General features: G+C 65.7%; 12 protein-coding genes. 6 read left to right on the top strand and 6 right to left on the bottom strand.

Annotation, left to right across the window (positions count from 1 at the left end; translation table 11 throughout):
• The first annotated feature begins 94 nt into the window (after positions 1 to 94).
• Both IFT80_RS00690 and IFT80_RS00685 read left to right on the top strand, forming a co-directional pair.
• Positions 95 to 1297: an MFS transporter gene (locus tag IFT80_RS00690; RefSeq protein WP_192136544.1), complete on the top strand. Its 1203-nt coding sequence runs from the start codon at positions 95 to 97 to the stop codon at positions 1295 to 1297.
• Between the two features lie 535 nt (positions 1298 to 1832).
• A complete protein-coding gene (locus IFT80_RS00685; RefSeq protein ID WP_192136543.1) occupies positions 1833 to 2759 on the top strand; it encodes a DNA-3-methyladenine glycosylase family protein in 927 nt (308 codons plus the stop codon).
• A gap of 38 nt (positions 2760 to 2797) precedes the next feature.
• On the opposite strand, the gene IFT80_RS00680 is transcribed toward IFT80_RS00685, so the two are convergent.
• From IFT80_RS00680 to IFT80_RS00670, 3 genes are all read right to left on the bottom strand, one after another.
• Entirely contained in the window at positions 2798 to 4504 is a 1707-nt protein-coding gene (locus IFT80_RS00680; RefSeq protein WP_192136542.1) for an amidase, read from the bottom strand.
• Between the two features lie 17 nt (positions 4505 to 4521).
• On the bottom strand, positions 4522 to 4902 hold the full coding sequence (locus tag IFT80_RS00675; protein WP_122478956.1) for a RidA family protein: 381 nt from the start codon (positions 4900 to 4902) through the stop codon (positions 4522 to 4524).
• 77 nt (positions 4903 to 4979) lie between these two features.
• Positions 4980 to 6944, bottom strand: coding sequence for a BCCT family transporter (locus tag IFT80_RS00670; RefSeq protein WP_446730977.1), 1965 nt, complete (start codon positions 6942 to 6944; stop codon positions 4980 to 4982).
• Between the two features lie 234 nt (positions 6945 to 7178).
• Between IFT80_RS00670 and IFT80_RS00665 the strand changes: the two genes are divergently transcribed.
• A complete protein-coding gene (locus IFT80_RS00665; protein WP_192054073.1) occupies positions 7179 to 7946 on the top strand; it encodes a CHAD domain-containing protein in 768 nt (255 codons plus the stop codon).
• A gap of 25 nt (positions 7947 to 7971) precedes the next feature.
• On the opposite strand, the gene IFT80_RS21775 is transcribed toward IFT80_RS00665, so the two are convergent.
• Entirely contained in the window at positions 7972 to 9012 is a 1041-nt protein-coding gene (locus IFT80_RS21775) for a methyl-accepting chemotaxis protein (RefSeq protein ID WP_446730976.1), read from the bottom strand.
• 864 nt (positions 9013 to 9876) lie between these two features.
• On the opposite strand from IFT80_RS21775, the gene IFT80_RS00655 reads away from it, so the two are divergent.
• The gene (locus IFT80_RS00655; protein ID WP_122713049.1) at positions 9877 to 10305 is read left to right on the top strand and encodes a DUF2231 domain-containing protein; all 429 of its coding nucleotides are present in this window, start codon (positions 9877 to 9879) and stop codon (positions 10303 to 10305) included.
• Entirely contained in the window at positions 10302 to 11594 is a 1293-nt protein-coding gene (locus tag IFT80_RS00650; protein WP_192136540.1) for a PQQ-dependent sugar dehydrogenase, read from the top strand. Before IFT80_RS00655 ends, IFT80_RS00650 begins: the two co-directional genes overlap by 4 nt.
• Positions 11595 to 11679: 85 nt before the next feature.
• Here the strand turns inward: IFT80_RS00650 and IFT80_RS00645 are convergent, their stop codons facing one another.
• Positions 11680 to 12864, bottom strand: a complete 1185-nt coding sequence (locus IFT80_RS00645) for an aminotransferase class V-fold PLP-dependent enzyme (protein ID WP_192136539.1) — start codon at positions 12862 to 12864, stop codon at positions 11680 to 11682.
• Between the two features lie 178 nt (positions 12865 to 13042).
• Between IFT80_RS00645 and IFT80_RS00640 the strand changes: the two genes are divergently transcribed.
• On the top strand, positions 13043 to 14221 hold the full coding sequence (locus IFT80_RS00640; protein ID WP_192136538.1) for an MFS transporter: 1179 nt from the start codon (positions 13043 to 13045) through the stop codon (positions 14219 to 14221).
• Positions 14222 to 14233: 12 nt separating this feature from the next.
• On the opposite strand, the gene IFT80_RS00635 is transcribed toward IFT80_RS00640, so the two are convergent.
• Positions 14234 to 15922: a Na/Pi cotransporter family protein gene (locus IFT80_RS00635; protein WP_192136537.1), complete on the bottom strand. Its 1689-nt coding sequence runs from the start codon at positions 15920 to 15922 to the stop codon at positions 14234 to 14236.
• Between the last annotated feature and the right edge of the window lie 210 nt (positions 15923 to 16132).

Here is a 16132-nt window from a genome sequence, read left to right as displayed (position 1 = left end):
GTGAATTCAGTTCAATTCACAAGGTAATTAATGGCCGGGATTTTCCAGGACTTCCCCAATAGGCTATTACAAAATCTTTCCGGAGTTAAGTTCCATGTCTTCTTCCCACATGGCCGACGCCGCGCCGTCTGCCTCGAGCAGCAGCGCTTCCGGCGTGCAGATCCTGATCATGGCCGTGGCGGCCTTCATCATCGTGACCACCGAGTTCCTGATCGTCGGCTTGTTGCCGAGCCTGGCACGAGACCTGGACATTTCCATAGCCCTGGCCGGTCAGGTGGTAACCCTGTTCGCGTTCACCGTAATGCTGTTCGGACCGTATCTGACGGCGCGTCTGGCGCACGTCGAGCGCCAGAAACTGTTCACCCTGATTCTGCTGGTGTTCGCGGCGTCCAATGTGCTGGCGGCGGTGTCCACCAATATCTGGGTGCTGGCCATCGCTCGCTTCATCCCTGCCCTGGCGCTACCGGTGTTCTGGGGCACCGCCAGTGAAACCGCCGGCCAACTGGCTGCGCCCGGACAATCCGGCAAGGCCGTGGCCAAGGTGTACCTGGGCATTTCCGCAGCATTGGTGTTCGGCGTTCCGCTAGGCACCGTGGCCGCCGACCTGATCGGCTGGCGCGGGAGCTTCTGGGTGCTGGCTGGGGTGTCGCTGCTGATTGGCGTGCTGATGCATCTGGTGATGCCGAAACTGCCTGGCTCGCCCGCCGCCGCGGTCGGCGAGAAGCAGACAGCGATGCTGCGTCAGCCGCGCTTCCTGGCCCACGTGCTGCTGTCGGTGCTGACCTTTACCGCCATGTTCACCGCCTATACCTACCTGGCCGACATCCTCGAGCGGTTGGGTAGTGTGCCGGCAGGTCAGGTCGGTTGGTGGCTGATGGGCTTCGGCGCAGTCGGCATGCTGGGTAACCACTTGGGTGGCAGCATGGTCGACCGACGCCCGCTGGGGGCGATGGTGGTGTTTCTGCTGGTGCTGGGCGCAGGCATGACCGCTGCGGTGGCGCTGGCCGAGCAGCGCGCCTGGTTGATCGCGGCACTGATTGCCTGGGGCATCGCCTATACGGCGCTGTTTCCGATCTGCCAGGTGCGCGTGATGCAGGCTGGCGCGAAGGCTCAGGCCCTGGCGGCGTCGCTGAACATCTCGGCGGCCAATGCCGGCATTGGTCTGGGCGCTATTTTCGGTGGCCTGGGCATTCGTCAATTTGGCCTGGAATCCCTCGGCCTGCTGGCCACCGGCGTGGCGGTGCTGGCGCTGATCGTAGCCCTGCTGATGATCAAGCGCCCCGCAGCAGCCAGGTAACCACATGTCTGTAGCAGCGGCGCGAGCCGCGTCGGCGGGCAAGGCGGTGTGTCTGGATGAACGCGGTAAGGCCGGACGCGGCTTGCGCCGCTGCTACAGAGGAATGCGGTATGCAGCCTCAACGGCGATCGAATGTAGCAGCGGCGCGAGCCGCGTCGGCGGGCAAGGTGGTGTGTCTGGATGAACACGGTGAGGCCAGACGCGGCTTGCGCCGCTGCTACAGGTCGGCGGGAATTGGATGTAGCAGCGGCGCGAGCCGCGTCGGCGGGCAAGGCGGCGTGTCTGGATGAACACGGTGAGGCCAGACGCGGCTTGCGCCGCTGCTACAGGTCGGCGGGGATTGGATGTAGCAGCGGCGCGAGCCGCGTCGGTGGGCAAGGCGGTGTGTCTGGATGAACGCGGTAAGGCCGGACGCGGCTTGCGCCGCTGCTACAGGTCGACGGGGATTGGATGTAGCAGCGGCGCGAGCCGCGTCGGCTGTGGATGCAGCAAAGTGGCGGGATGCACGGTCTGAACCGGCAAGGAGTTTTTCACCATGCCCTCACTCAGTACCGACATCGAGCTGTTCTATCAGCCGCCTTTCGACTGGCAGCGCCTGCTCAGGTTCTACGGCGGACGCTCCAGCGCCTTGGTCGAGACCGTCATCGACGGCGTCTACCTGCGTACCGTCGAATGGCAGGGTGACGAAGGCCTGCTAAGTGTCCGCCAGGACCCGACCCGTGACTGCCTGATCGCGCGCATCGATGGACCGGCCAGCGTTCACCTGCCCGCGCTGGTGCCACGCCTGCGGCGCATGTTCGATCTGGATCTTGACCCGCAGCGGTTGCACGCGGCGCTGGACAGCGACCCCTGGCTTGGTCGCCTGCTGCTGCAGACGCCGGGACTGCGCGTGCCTGGCACCTGGTCGACCTTCGAGCTGATCGTGCGCACCATCGTCGGCCAGCAGGTCAGCGTCAAGGCGGCCACCACCATTGCCGGGCGTCTGGCCGAGCGGGCCGGGCGGCCGGTGGCGCTGCCACAGCACCCACAAGTCGCGTGGCAGTTTCCCACTCCCGCTGCCTTGGCCGAGGTCAACCTCGACCGCATCGGCATGCCCGGCAAGCGCGTGGCCGCGCTGCAGAACTTCGCCGCTGCAGTGGCTTGCAATCAGGTACAGATCGAAGCGTTCGTCGATGAACACACACGTACCGACCTGACGCCCCTGCGCCAAGGCCTGCTGGCACTGCCGGGCATTGGCCCGTGGACGGTCGAATATGTGGCGATGCGTGCCTGGCGGGACGCCGACGCCTGGCCGGGCAGCGATCTGGTGATCATGCAGGAGATCACGCGCGCACACCCCGAGCTGCTCAAGCCCGGTCATCAACGGCTGCGCAGCGAAGACTGGCGACCATGGCGTGCCTACGCCGTCATGTACATCTGGAATGAGCTCATGGACCGCACCGATGGCCAGCGCGGCGGCTGACACCGGAGCGCCATGACGCCCGGGTGTCGTCCGTACGCTCAGCGCTGCAGGGGTGGCGTGCGCGGTGGAATCGCCCGGCGGTTGCCCGTGGCTTCGAAGGCCGCGGCGAACCGCAGTAGTTGCGTGTCGTCGTAGGCGCGGCCGGCGAACGTGAGACCCACCGGCATGCCAATGTCGGCCATCACGCCCATCGGCACGGTCACGGTCGGCACGCCCAAATGGCGGATCGCCAGATTGCCGTTGGCCACCCACACACCGTTGCTCCAGGCGATGTCCGCCGCGGCCGGGTCGACGTCGGCATTGGCCGGTGCCACGTCGGCGACGGTAGGAAACACCACGGCATCCAGCTGCAGTGCCTGCAGCCAGTCTTCCAGGTCGATCTTGCGGGTGTGTTCCAGTGCACGCAGGCCGTCGGCGAGGGTGTCGATCCGGTCCCACGGGGTGATGCCCCGCTCGGCCATCTTCACGTACTCGTCCATACCGGCGGCCAGGTCGCCTTCGCGGTTGGGCAGCGTGCCGGGGTCGTGCGGAAAGATCAGCGGCCCATCGACGTCCACCAGACGGTTGAGCGCCGGGTCGCCATTGGCGCGCAGGAAATCGTCGAACGCCCAGGCGGTCAGGTCCCACAGCTCATGGTGAAGGAACGCCGGGTCGACGATGCCGCGGTTGAACACGGTTGGCGCACCCGGTCGGTCGCCTTCGCAATTGGACACCAGAGGGAAGTCCACTTCCACGACTTCGGCGCCAGCCGCCTCGAGGGCGCGCCGTGCCTGCTGCCACAGTTCGATCACCGAAGCACGGGTGTGGATGCGCTGCCCGGTCGGGCCGCCGATGCCCGGTTGCTCCGCAGTGCCCGCCAGCGGGTCGGCATTGATGTACATGCGCGGGACGCCGAAACGCTTGCCCGCCAGTGCCTCGGCGGGCGCGGCCAGCTCCAGGTAGGACGCCGGGCGCACGCTGGCGACCTGGGGTATCGGCACCCAGGGTTGCAGGCGCCACAGGTCGCCCCGGGTGTCGGGGTCGTCGGCGACCACCACGTCGAGGATTTCCAGCAGATCGGCCATGGTGCGAGCAAATGGCACAACCACGTCCATGGTCGGCGTCAGTGGCCAGTTGCCGCGCACCGAGATGATCCCGCGCGAGGGTGTGTAGGCGCACAGACCATTGTTGGACGCCGGACCGCGCCCGCTGGACCAGGTTTCCTCGGCCAGGCCGAAGGCCGCGAAACTGGCGGCGGTCGCGGTGCCGGCGCCATTCGACGAGCCGGACGCGAAAGGCGCCGTGAGAAAGTCGGCGTTGTACGGGCTTTCGGCGCGTCCATAGACACCGCGCTGCATGCCCCCGTTGGCCATCGGCGGCATGTTGGTCTTGCCCAGGCAGATCGCCCCGGCAGCGCGCAGGCGCTCGACGGTGAACGCATCGCGCTGCGCCACCAGCCCGGCGAAGGCCGGGCTGCCGGAAGCTGCGGTCAGGCCCTTGACCAGGTAGCTGTCCTTGGCGGTGTAGGGGATGCCATCGAGCGGCCCCAGCGTCTGGCCACTGGCGCGACGTGCATCCGCCGCGCGGGCTTCGGTCAGTGCCGAGGGGTTCGGCACCACCAGCGCGTTCAGCGCGGTGGGCGTGTCGGCGCCGTCGTAGGCGGCGATGCGCTGCAGATAGGCCTGGACCAGCTCGACAGCGGTGGTCTGGCCGTTTTCCAGCGCGGCGCGCAGTTGCGCGATGGAAACCTCGGTGACTTCGATCATGCTGCTCTCCTGCACGATCAGCCCTTGGCTGCCATGGCGGTGACTTCCACGCGCATGCCTGTGGCAGCGAGCGCGGTGATGCCCACCGCCGCACGCACCGGCCAGGGCTTGGCGAAAAAGCGCTGGTAGACCTCGTTGAACGCGGGACGATCAGCCATGTCGGTCAGGTAGATGGTCAGGTGCAGGACGCGATCGAGCGAACTGCCCGCCGCCTCCAGCGCCACCTTCAGCGCCTGCAGCGTGCATTCGCTCTGCTCGGTGATGCTGCCCAGCTCCAGGCTTCCGTCGGCGCGGGTCGGGATCTGGGTAGTCACCAGCAGGCCGCCGAAGCCTGCAACGTCCGAGGAAATCGACTCGGGGTCGGGGTCTGGCAGGAACGTGATGTCGGAATGGGCCATGGGAGGCTCCTGAAATGAGGGATGGCAATGGCCGGCATGTTACCGCCCGGCCATTGCAAATTGAAACGGCGTGAAGCTCAACCCACCAGGTGCAGGAAGTGCATGTGCCGCTCGTAGTGGTCGAGAATGTCGCCGATCACCTCGTCGCGGGACCAGCCCATCACGTCGTGATCCTGGCCACCCTCGCGCAGATGCACTTCGGCGCGGAAGTATTTGCGCTCTTCGCCCGGCGGCCCGCTCATGACGAAGCTGGGTGTGGCATAGGCATGGGGCCTGATCTCGTAGATGAAGGCGGTGTCGGCAGGACCGACGCTCAGGCGCACGCCGCCCTCCTCGCCATCTTCCACGGTGCAGTCGTAACCCTGCAGACGCCATTCCTCGGCAACGCCAAGGCACGCCGGACGCGCCACGTCCTCGATGAAACGAACCACGTGGGCACGCCGCGGAAACATCGCCAGGGTGCGCAGGCGGCGCTGCCAGGTGCCGCCGGTACGCGGCGTGCTTGGCGAGATGGCCAGTGCCTGGTGACGCAGGTCACGCTTGGTGGCGTCGAGCTTGAGCGCCTTGAGCAGGCCGCGCATGCTCAGCAGCAAAGCCAGGGTAAAGGGCAGCGCGCTGGCGATGGTTGCGGTCTGCAAGGCCTTGAGGCCGTCGGCCAGCAGCAGCGCGATCGCCACCAGGCCCATGCTCGAGGCCCAGAAGATGCGCTGGCGCACGGGGGTGTTTTCCGAACCGCCGGACGCAAGCATGTCGACCACCATGGCGCCGGAGTCGGCGGACGTCACGAAGAACACCACCACCATGATGATCGCCAGCGCGCTGATCACCCCGGAAAACGGGAAGTGCTGGAGAAACGCGAACAGTGCCAGGGAGGTGTCCTTGTCCACGGCAATGCCCAGGTCTACCATGCCCTGCTCGAGGATCATGTGGATCGCGGTGTTGCCGAACACGGTCATCCACAGCAGGGTGAACGCGGTAGGCACCAGCAGCACGCCGGTGACGAATTCACGAATGGTGCGGCCGCGCGAGATGCGCGCGATGAACAGCCCCACGAACGGCGACCAGGCCAGCCACCAGCCCCAGTAGAACAGGGTCCAGCCGCCGATCCAGTCGGTGGGCTGGTAGGCATTGAGGTTGAGCGTGCGGCTGACGATTTCGCTCAGGTACCCGCCGGTGTTCTGCACGAAGGTCTGCAGGATCAGCACGGTGGGGCCGAGAATCATCACCATGGCCATCAACAGCACGGCCAGCCCGAGGTTGAGCTCGGACAACCGGCGAATGCCCTTGTCCAGCCCGGACACCACCGAAAGAGTGGCCAGCGCCGTGGTGCCGATGATCAGCGCGATCTGGATCGGGATCGACACCGGCACGCCGAACAGCGCGTTGAGGCCGGTGTTGATCTGCGCCACGCCGAAGCCCAGCGAAGTGGCCACACCCAGCACCGTACCGATGATGGCGAAGATGTCCACGGCATGCCCGATGGGACCGTAGATGCGCTCGCCGATCAGCGGATAGAGGGCTGAACGCAGGGTCAGCGGCAGGCCGTGGCGAAAGCTGAAATACGCCAGGATCAAGGCGACGATGGCGTAGATGGCCCAGGCATGCAGGCCCCAGTGAAAGAAGGTGATCTTCATCGCCTCGCCCGCCGCAGCGACCGTGGCACCCTCCCCGTAGGGCGGGTTGAGGAAATGCATGACCGGCTCGGCGACGCCGAAGAACATCAGGCCGATGCCCATGCCTGCCGAAAAGAGCATGGCAAACCAGGTCATGCTGCTGTAGTCCGGGGTGCTGTGGTCCGGGCCCAGCTTGATGTCGCCGTAGCGACTCACGCCCAGGAACACCACGGTGCCCAGGATGATCGCCACGGCCAGGATGTAGAACCAGCTGACGTTGGTGAAGATCCAGTCTTGCACCACGGCAAAGAAGGTCTGCGCCTGCCGCGGCATCAGGCTGGCGAACAGCACCAGCAGCAACAGCAAGATGGCCGATATCCAGAATACCGGTGGGTTGAGGGTCGAGGGTTTGACGGGGTCTGACTTCACAGTCATCGAAAAGCTCCTGGTGGGACGTGCAGCGCTTGCCTGCGGTGGAAAGTGTAGGTGTGACCGCACTGGGCCCTCGAGGTTTAGCGGACAGGAAAATCAGTCACCCGTTTGCGGTTGATGTATTTGCAAACATATTCATCCGTGCACTTGGGCAACGTTGGCCAGGCCTTCCGGTCTATCACTGAACAGGCGTTCGCGACGACGCTGCGTGACTATCTATTGGAGGATTCGATGGCATTTGTCGACAGCTATGTGAAAGAGATCATCGCACTGGAAGTGGCGCTCTTTCATGCGCGGGTACGTCTGCAGGCAGCGACCGACGAAGAGGCGCTGCACGATCTGCGCATTGCCGTACGGCGCATTCGCAGCCTGTTGATACCGGTTCGTGCGCTGCCGGCGCTGCAACCGCTGCTGAGCGCAGCCAAGAACGTGGGCCGCTTCACCACGCCCACCCGCGATCTGGAAGTCATGGTGCAGGAGCTGGAGCGGCGTGGCTTGCACGGCGCGGCCGACAAACGTCGCGCGCGGCTTGCAGGCGAGCATCGGGTGATCGTCGACCATTCGAGCCTGAACGCCCTGTTCAGTGCGCTGGACACCTGGTCGGCCGCGTTCCGCGCCAGCGAACTGGGCAGCCACTCGCGAGCGTTCGAAAAGCTCGTGATCAAGACCCTCGACAAGCACGTGCGCAAGCTGCGGCACGCCTTGAAGGATGCCGAGTTCGACCGCCACGAACTGCGGATCCTGGTCAAGCGCACACGTTACCTGATCCAGGCGTTCGGGGACCTGTCGCCGCTGTCGCCCAAGGCGGAGAAATCCCTCAAGGCGGTGCAGTCGGCACTGGGCTCGTGGCACGACCATCACCAGTGGTGCATCAAGGTCAAGGTCGAGCCCGACCTGCAGCCGCTGCAGCGGGTCTGGGAAGAGGCGTCGGCCATGGAGCTGGCCAAGGCCGAAGTGGAGATGCGCAAGCTGGCGCGGCTGCTGCCCAAGGGCAAGTAGCGCCAGCTGGCGGCGGGGCGCTCGCTCAAGCCGCCTTGATGCGCGCGGTGACCTGAGCCAGTTCCGCCGACAATTGATGCAGGTGGCTGCTGGCAGCCTGGGTGCGCTCGACGCTGCCCTGGTTGGTGGTGGCGATGGCGGTGATTTCAACCAGATTCTGCGCGATGTCTTCGACCACCGCGTTCTGCTCCTCGGCAGCGGTGGCAATCTGCCGGTTCATGTCCCTGATCGACTCGATGGTCTGGGTGATGCGGGTCAGGGTCTGACCCGCCGCCACCACTTGCTCGGCGCCCTCGTCGCTGCGCTTCTGCCCGCTTTCGATGGCCTGCACGGCGTTCACCGCGCCTGTCTGCACGGTGTCGATGATCTGGTGGATTTCCTGGGTGGAGGCGGCGGTGCGCTGCGCCAGGGTGCGCACTTCGTCAGCCACAACGGCAAACCCGCGGCCGGCATCGCCCGCGCGCGCGGCTTCGATGGCGGCGTTGAGCGCGAGCAGATTGGTCTGGTCGGCAATGCCGCGGATGACTTCCAATACCTTGCCGATACGGCCACTGTCGTCGCGCAACTGACGAATGACGTCGCCGGTCACGGCAATTTCACCGCGCATGCGGGTGATGGTATGGATGGTGGCCTGCATCGCCTGCTCGCCGTCCTGGGCTTCGCGGTCGGCGTCATCCGCCGCAGTGGCTGCGCCAGCGGCGTGGCGTGCGACTTCCTGGGCGGTGGCAGACATTTCCTGCATCGCCGTGGCCACCTGGTCGGTGCGTTCGAACTGCTCGCTGGTGCCTTGCAGCATGACTGCAGCGATGGTGTTGAGCTCGCCGCTGGCCTGGTCCAGATTGGCCGTGCTGCGTTGCAGGCGGGTGAAGGTGTCGGCGAGGAAATCACGCAGGGTGTTCGCGGCCACGGCCAGGCGACCCAGCTCGTCACGGCGATGGCTGACCACCCGCTCGGCCAGATGGCCCTGGCTCAGGCGCGCCACGTAGTCGATCAGATCGCGTACCGGGGTGACCAGGTTGCGGTTGACCAGCCACAGGCTCAGGGCCGTGATCAACAGGCCCGACACCAGCATGATGGCGATGCCCCAGATGATCGCCTGGTGGCCTTGGTGGTTGATCAGCAGCGATTGTTCGTCGGCGAGTGTGCGCAGTTCGCTGACCAGGGCATTGAGCTGCTCGCTGGTAGCGCGATCGACGCCTGCCACGGCGCGGTCACCGCTGGCAGCATCGGCGCCGCTGGCCAGGAAGGCGTCGTGCCCCTTGCGATAGGCCGCACCCAGCACTGCGTGTTCGGCGCGCAGGCGTTGCGCATTCTGGCTGATGCCCGCGGGCACCCCCGGCAGCTCGCCGAGCGCTTGCAAGGTCGCCGCCACCGCGCGCTCCTGCTCCTCGAACTGCGCCCAATACTTGTCCGCCGCCTTGGCATCCTTCCCGCGCAGCAGCACGTTCTTCCACTCCTGCACCTGGGTCTTGAACTGGACGTTGGCCCGGTCCACCAGTTCAGTGGCACGCAGGGGGCCCGCCACCAGCGCCGTGTAGTCATCCAGGCTGGCCGCCAGAAACTTGAAGCTGCCCAGGGCAATCAGCAGCAGGATCAGCAACCCACTGGCCAGCAGCGCCAGGACCTGTGCGCGCAGAGACGTTTTGAACATGACAGACCTCGAGAAGGGAAACCCTGCGAAAGCATGGGCTGGCGTTGTATCGGCCACTCGAGGCGATTGCTTGAATGAAGATCGCGGCGGCCGACGGCCGACGGCCGGTGGCGTCTGGCTCGGGCCATTGCGCTGGGCTGCGCATGCGCCGCGTAAAATATTTCGACACGAAGCCTGGTGAACTAACAGTTGGCGTCGGCGATCCCTTGCTATGCGCACCCTGCGCCCCTGACGAGCCGGTACACCCGTGCCGATGTTGTCCAACGATGAGGAACAATCGTGACCACTTCTACCCAACTCGCCTATCGACACAGGCCAGGCCCGCTGCATGCGATTTTTCTGGCCGGCACCGTGCCGCTGTTTCTCGGCGCCCTGCTCAGTGATATCGCCTACTACCAAAGCTACCAGATCCAATGGAGCAACTTCGCTGCCTGGCTCATCGCCGGGGGTTTGGTGTTCTGCGGACTGGCGCTGGTCTTCGCCTTGATCAATCTGGTCCGTGCCGAGCACAAGGGCGGACGTGCGGTGCTGTATTTTCTGCTGTTGCTGGTCACGTGGGTGCTGGGGCTGGTGAACGCCTTCGAGCATGCCAAGGATGCCTGGGCGGTGATGCCGACCGGGTTGGTCATGTCGGTGGTGGTGACCGTACTGTCGCTGGTAGCGGCATGGGTCGGTTTGAGCAATCTGCGTTCGGGAGGTGTTCGATGAAATATTCAGGCGCATTGACGGCCTTGAGCGTGGCGCTGCTGCTCGCCGGCTGCGGCAGCGAAGCCGACAGCACCCAGGCACGCGGGCCCGACCCGAAGTTGCCGGAAGCGCAGCGCGGCCTGCTGCCGAGCATGAAGATCGCCGAGCCGGTGGCGTGGGGGGACAGCAAGCCGACCGTGCCGCAAGGCTATACCATCAGCGCGATCGCCACCGGCCTGGCCATCCCGCGGCAGACCCTGGTCTTGCCCAACGGTGACATCCTGGTGGCCGAGGGTCGCGGCGGCAGCGCCGCCAAGCTCAAGCCCAAGGACGTGATCGCCAGCTACATCAAAGCCCAGGGCAACACCCAGGTCAAAGGCGGCAACCGCCTGACCCTGCTGCGCGACGCCGATGGCGACGGCACCTATGAGCTGAAAACGGTGTTCGCGGAAAACCTCAACGCGCCCTACGGCCTGGCCTATGCCAACGGCAAACTGTACGTGGCCAACCAGGATGCCCTGGTGCGCTTCGACTACACCGACGGGCAGACCAAAGCCGGCGCGGCACCGACCAAACTGGCCGACCTGCCGTCGGCGATCAACCACCACTGGACCAAGTCGCTGGCCATCAGTGACGACGCGCGCTACCTGTACGTGGGCATCGGCTCCAACAGCAACGTGACCGAACGCGGCATGGAGGTCGAGATCGACCGCGCCATGGTCTGGCAGATCGATGCGCAGACCGGTGCGCACAAGCCCTACGCGACCGGTATACGCAACCCGACGGCGCTGACCATTCAGCCGGGGACCGGCCAGTTGTGGGCGGTGGTCAACGAGCGTGACGAATTGGGCCCGGACCTGGTGCCCGACTACCTGAGCTCGGTACGTGAAGGCCAGTTCTATGGCTGGCCGTACAGCTACTGGGGCCAGAACGTCGATTCCCGCGCTCAGCCGCAGAACCCGGCGAAAGTCGCCGCTGCGGTCAAGCCCGACTACAGCCTGGGCTCCCACGTGGCTGCACTGGGTGTGGACTTCTCGATCCCGGCCATGGGCGAGAAATTTGCCCAGGGTGCATTCGTCGGTGAGCACGGCAGCTGGAACCGCGACAATCCCGTGGGCTACAAGGTGATCTTCGTGCCGTTCGCCGGTGACAAACCCGCTGGCGAGCCGATCGACTTCGCCACTGGCTTCCGCGGCGACGATGGCAAGACCCGCGGCCGCCCGGTGGGCGTCACGGTCGACCCGCGTGGTGCACTGATCATCGCCGACGACCTGGCCAACACCATCTGGCGGGTAACCCCCAACCGTTGAGGCCGACCTGGGGGCGCCCTGCCCTTGGGTGAATCGGATCTGCGCGGCGCCCGCCGCGCAGATCTTGTAGTGCAACCGCGTTCAGTCACTTGCTCATCAGCGTCAAAGCGCCCACCAGGGCGTGCATGTCGGCCGGCGTGGTGTTGATGCCTGGCGTTACCCGTATGCATGGCCCACAGGCCGAGCCGTCACGGCCAACCGTGAAGAGGTTGAACTGCGCCAGCAATTGATCGATCTTGCCTTGCTGGTCCTCCACGTCGCGAAAGCGAAACGAGGCGATGCCGCACGCCAGCCGTGGATCGTCCGGCGTGAGCACTTCAATGCCGGGCAGCGCGCGCGCGGCAGGCAACCAGAGGTCGCGCAGGTAGCGCAGGCGCGCACCCTTGACCTGCCAGCCGCCGAGCGCCTCATGTTCGGCAAACACGGTCGGCAGGCTCATCAGCGCCGGCACATTGGGCGTGCCGTAGGGTGTCAGGCAGCGTATGTCGTCGGCCGGGTAGCTGGGGTTGCCCATGTCGGGAGCGAAATCGACCAGGCGCTCGCGGCGTACGTGAATGGCCCCGAGGCTGAGCGGCGCGCCGATCCATTTCTGCAGGTTGAAGCCCGCCATTTCCACGCCCATGTCGGCCAGATCGACTTCCATCTGGCCCAGCGAGTGCGCGCCGTCGAGAATCACGTCGATCCCGTGCGCCTTGGCCTCGCTGGCAATGGCTTTGACCGGCATGACCAGGCCGGTGCGGTGGGTGACGTGGGTCAGCGCCATGAGCTTGAGCCGCGGGTGGGTGACGAAGGCCTGGCGGTAGGTCTGAAGCAAGCCCTCGTAGCTGGCGGGGTGCTCGTGGACCAGACGCACCAGCTCGACGCCGCGGGCCTGTTGCAACCAGTCGAAGGCGCCCTGCACCGAGCCGTAGTCCAGGTCGCTGATCAGCACCTGGTCGCCCGGCTGCAGGCACTTGTAGTTGCGGATCAGTGAATACAAGGCTTCGGACGCACTGCGGGCAAAGGTGAGTTCGCCTGCAGGCACGCCCATCAGTTCGGCGAGCTGCTGGCGGATGGCGTCGGCCTCATGCTTGTCGAAGTGCTGGCGCACGTGCACCGAATTGCTCCGGTTGACATGACGGATCGCGTCTTCATAGGCGCTCACCACGCCTTCGCTCATGCGCCCGAAATAGCCGCCGTCGAGGTTGATCGGCCCGTCGTCGCGCGGGTAACGCGCTGCAACGTCCTTCCAGAAGGTTTCATCCATGGCCAATTCGGCAGGGCTTTGCATTACGCAGGGCATGACAGCGCGCTCTCGGTGGGAAAAGCCTGTGAGCATCGCCGCGCCGCCCGCTCGATGCAAGCGTCGGCGCCGACCGTCGTCGGGCATGAGTACAGCGCCAATGGTTATTTGACCATTCGTTCAAGAATCCCTAGGGTAGCCAGCTTCATTTTTGTCCGAGATGCTCATGACCACCCGTTCCAAGCTTCCGCCGACCGTCTACCTGTTGGGTTTGACGATTTTCTCGCTGGTGACCGCCGAGTTCATGGTAGCGGGCATGATGCCTGCGCTGGCCTCGGCGTTTTCCGTGAGCCTGGCTCAGGTCGGCAACCTGATTGCCCTGTATGCGCTGGGCATGGCCCTAGGCGGGCCACCGGTCACGGTTCTGCTGCTGTCGCGCGGGATCAGCAACCAGCGGGCGCTGGTCGGGCTGCTGGCGGTGTATGTGCTGGCCGGCGCCTTGGCCGCGGCCGCGCCCACCTATACGGTGCTGGCCCTGGCGCGGATCGTCATGGGGGTTTCCAGCGCGGCCTGCATCGGCCTGTGCATGACCCTGTGCGCAGGGTTGGTCAGCCTGCAGGACCGCGGCCGGGCCATTTCGGTGGTGCTGGCCGGGCTCATGCTGTCGCCGGTGGCCGGTGTGTCGGCGACCGCCTGGGTCGAACATCACTATGGCTGGCGTGCCAGTGCCTGGTTGGTAGTGGCGCTGGCCTCGCTGTGCACGGTGCTGGTTGCCACCCGCCTGCCTCGCGCCGAGGCTGGAGACGAGCCGTCGCTGGGCAGCCAATGGATCAGCCTGAAGAACCGCAGCCTGTGGGGTGCCTATGTCACCAGCGGGCTGATCATCGGCGCCACCTTCGCCGCGTTCAGCTATTGCACGCCGATCCTCATCGAGGAAGTCGGCGTGGCGCCCGCCCAGGTGGCGCCGTTGCTGGCGCTGTACGGCGTAGCCAACGTGCTCGGCAACATGGTGGTGGGCCGCATTGCCGATCGGCACACCTACGCGGCGCTGGGTTGGGGCCTGGCGCTGCTGGTGCTGGCCTTGGGCGGATTCGCCCTGGCCGGCCAGGTGTTCTGGCTCAACCTGGCGTGTTTTCTCACGGTCGGCCTGACCGGCGTGGCGTTGAACCCGGCCATGGTCGCGCGCGTGATGAAAGCCGCCGAGCCCGGCGCGCTGGTCAATACCTTGCACACCTCGGTGATCACTGCCGGGTTGGCGCTGGGCAGTTGGGCCGGCGGCGCGGTGATCGATGCCGGTCTGGGCCTGCGAGCACCCCTTTGGGTGGGTGCAGGCATGGCGCTGCTGGGCCTGCTCAGCCTGCTGCGGCCTTGGTACAACTCCTCGCCAGCGGCCGCTGCCCGCTAGCACCGAGGCCGGTTACAGCGGCTTGGCCAACACCCCTGCCGGGGGGTGGTCGGCCGCTGCGACCGGATCGACCTGATCCAGTTCGCGTGACACCGACAGGCGTTCCTCAGTGATGCGCTGGACCAGATTCAGCGCCCGTTCGGCGCTGCCCAACAACGCCAGAATGGCGCCGCGTTCGTCCCAGCCAAGCTTCTGCTCGCCCTGCAGGCAACGTTCACGCAGGGCCAGCAGGTCCTTGGCATGGGCGTTGGGCAGGTAGACCCCTTGTGGTCCCTTGCGCACTGCCGGCTCGACGATATCGAGGATGGCGTCGATGATCTTGCGGGCGTTGGCGCTGAACACCTGACGCTCGATGCGGCGGGTGATCTGCGACAGGGTCCGGGTCAGGCTCGCACTGAAATCCTCTTCCTCGATGAGGCTGGCCAGCAGGTTGGTCTGGCGCGCAGTCAGATCGTTCTTGAACATCTGCGCGGTGTAGCCGCGGATCTCCTGGCTCAGGGTGTCCAGCGCGTGCTCATGTTCCGTGGCGTTCTTCAGCGCCTGGGACTGGCCACGCGCCGCATCCAGCAGCAAACCCATGCCTTGGCCATGGCGGGTCAGTTCCTGGCTGACCGCCGCGACACCGGTGTTCACGCTGGCCAGCGCGGCGCGGTCGAGATAGCGCGGCACGGCGTAGTCCTCCTGGTCGCTGCGGCTGGCGCCGATGCGCGACAGCACGCGGTCGAACACGCCGATGAAGGGAAACATCAGCGCCGTGTTGAAGATATTGAACCCGATTGAATAGAGCCCCACTGCCACGGGCACCAGCGGGAAGCTTTCCTTGCCGTCGACCATTTCCGAGCGGGTGACGTCCATGCCGAACAGGCCCATGGCGCCTTGCAGGATGTCCATGGACAGGAAGAACAGCGGAAACATCACTGCCACGCCGATGAAGTTGAAAGCGATGTGCGCGTAAGCGGCGCGCTTGGCGTTCTTCGACAGGTTCAGCGAGGCCAGCCATGAGGTGACGGTGGTGCCCAGGTCGGCGCCCAGGGAGAACGCGACGGCGGTCTGCCAGTCCAGGATGCCCGCGGCGCCCAGGCCCATGACGATGCCGATGGTGGCTGAGGACGAATGGATCATCGCGGTGATGCCCGCGGCAGTCAGCACGCAGATGGCCAGCCCGGTATAGCTGTCGGCCTGGAGACTGGAAATGACCGACATCACCTCGGGCAGGCCGCGCAGGGGTTTGAGGCCGCCGGTGAGCAGGTTCAGGCCATAGAAGATCAGCGAGAAGCCAATGATGGCCAGCGCCAGGTGACGGGTTTTCTCGCTCTTGCTGAACACGTAGACCAGGGCAAACACCCCGGCGAAGATCAGCCCCAGCGGACCCAGCGGCATGGCGATCAGGCCGTTGCCTAGGGTGGTGCCGATGTTGGCCCCCATGATCACGCTGATGGCGGGTCGCAGGCCGACCACGCCGGCGTTGACCAGGCCAACCACCATGACTGTCATGGCCGTGCTCGATTGCAGCACGCCGGTGATCACCGTGCCGGCGGCCAAGCCTTTCACCGGCGTGCCGGCCAGCTTGGCGAGCCAGGCGCGCATGCGGTTGGCCGCCAGGTTGTTGATGCCATCGGACATGAACTCCAGGCCGAGCATGAAGATGCCCAGACCACCGATGACGGGGACCAGCAGGTCTTTGAAGATATCGATTTCCATGGCGGCTCTTTGCGGTAGGGAAGAAGGCCGGCGCCCGGGGTGTGATGATCGAAGCTAGACATGAAATGTGACATATGGGTGACGCGTCGGCCCTGTAGGCCCTGGCCGCGACCACCGGTACCTTCGGGACCCCGTAGGAGCGGTCATCGGCCGCGAATGGAGCGCCACGGATCGGCTGATGCATCGTGGCGCCGGGTTCGCGGCCGATGA

Origin of the sequence: Pseudomonas sp. CFBP 8771, assembly GCF_014841695.1 — a bacterium.
Taxonomy (GTDB): domain Bacteria; phylum Pseudomonadota; class Gammaproteobacteria; order Pseudomonadales; family Pseudomonadaceae; genus Aquipseudomonas; species Aquipseudomonas baltica.
This window is presented reverse-complemented; position numbering and strand designations above follow the sequence as displayed.

Excerpts from the sequence above, each read along its gene's own strand:
- IFT80_RS00690 (WP_192136544.1), top strand. The coding sequence starts at position 95 with ATGTCTTCTTCCCACATGGCCGACGCCGCGCCGTCTGCCTCGAGCAGC.
- IFT80_RS00685 (WP_192136543.1), top strand. The coding sequence starts at position 1,833 with ATGCCCTCACTCAGTACCGACATCGAGCTGTTCTATCAGCCGCCTTTC.
- IFT80_RS00680 (WP_192136542.1), bottom strand. The coding sequence starts at position 4,504 with ATGATCGAAGTCACCGAGGTTTCCATCGCGCAACTGCGCGCCGCGCTG.
- IFT80_RS00675 (WP_122478956.1), bottom strand. The coding sequence starts at position 4,902 with ATGGCCCATTCCGACATCACGTTCCTGCCAGACCCCGACCCCGAGTCG.
- IFT80_RS00665 (WP_192054073.1), top strand. The coding sequence starts at position 7,179 with ATGGCATTTGTCGACAGCTATGTGAAAGAGATCATCGCACTGGAAGTG.
- IFT80_RS00650 (WP_192136540.1), top strand. The coding sequence starts at position 10,302 with ATGAAATATTCAGGCGCATTGACGGCCTTGAGCGTGGCGCTGCTGCTC.
- IFT80_RS00645 (WP_192136539.1), bottom strand. The coding sequence starts at position 12,864 with ATGCAAAGCCCTGCCGAATTGGCCATGGATGAAACCTTCTGGAAGGAC.
- IFT80_RS00640 (WP_192136538.1), top strand. The coding sequence starts at position 13,043 with ATGACCACCCGTTCCAAGCTTCCGCCGACCGTCTACCTGTTGGGTTTG.
- IFT80_RS00635 (WP_192136537.1), bottom strand. The coding sequence starts at position 15,922 with ATGGAAATCGATATCTTCAAAGACCTGCTGGTCCCCGTCATCGGTGGT.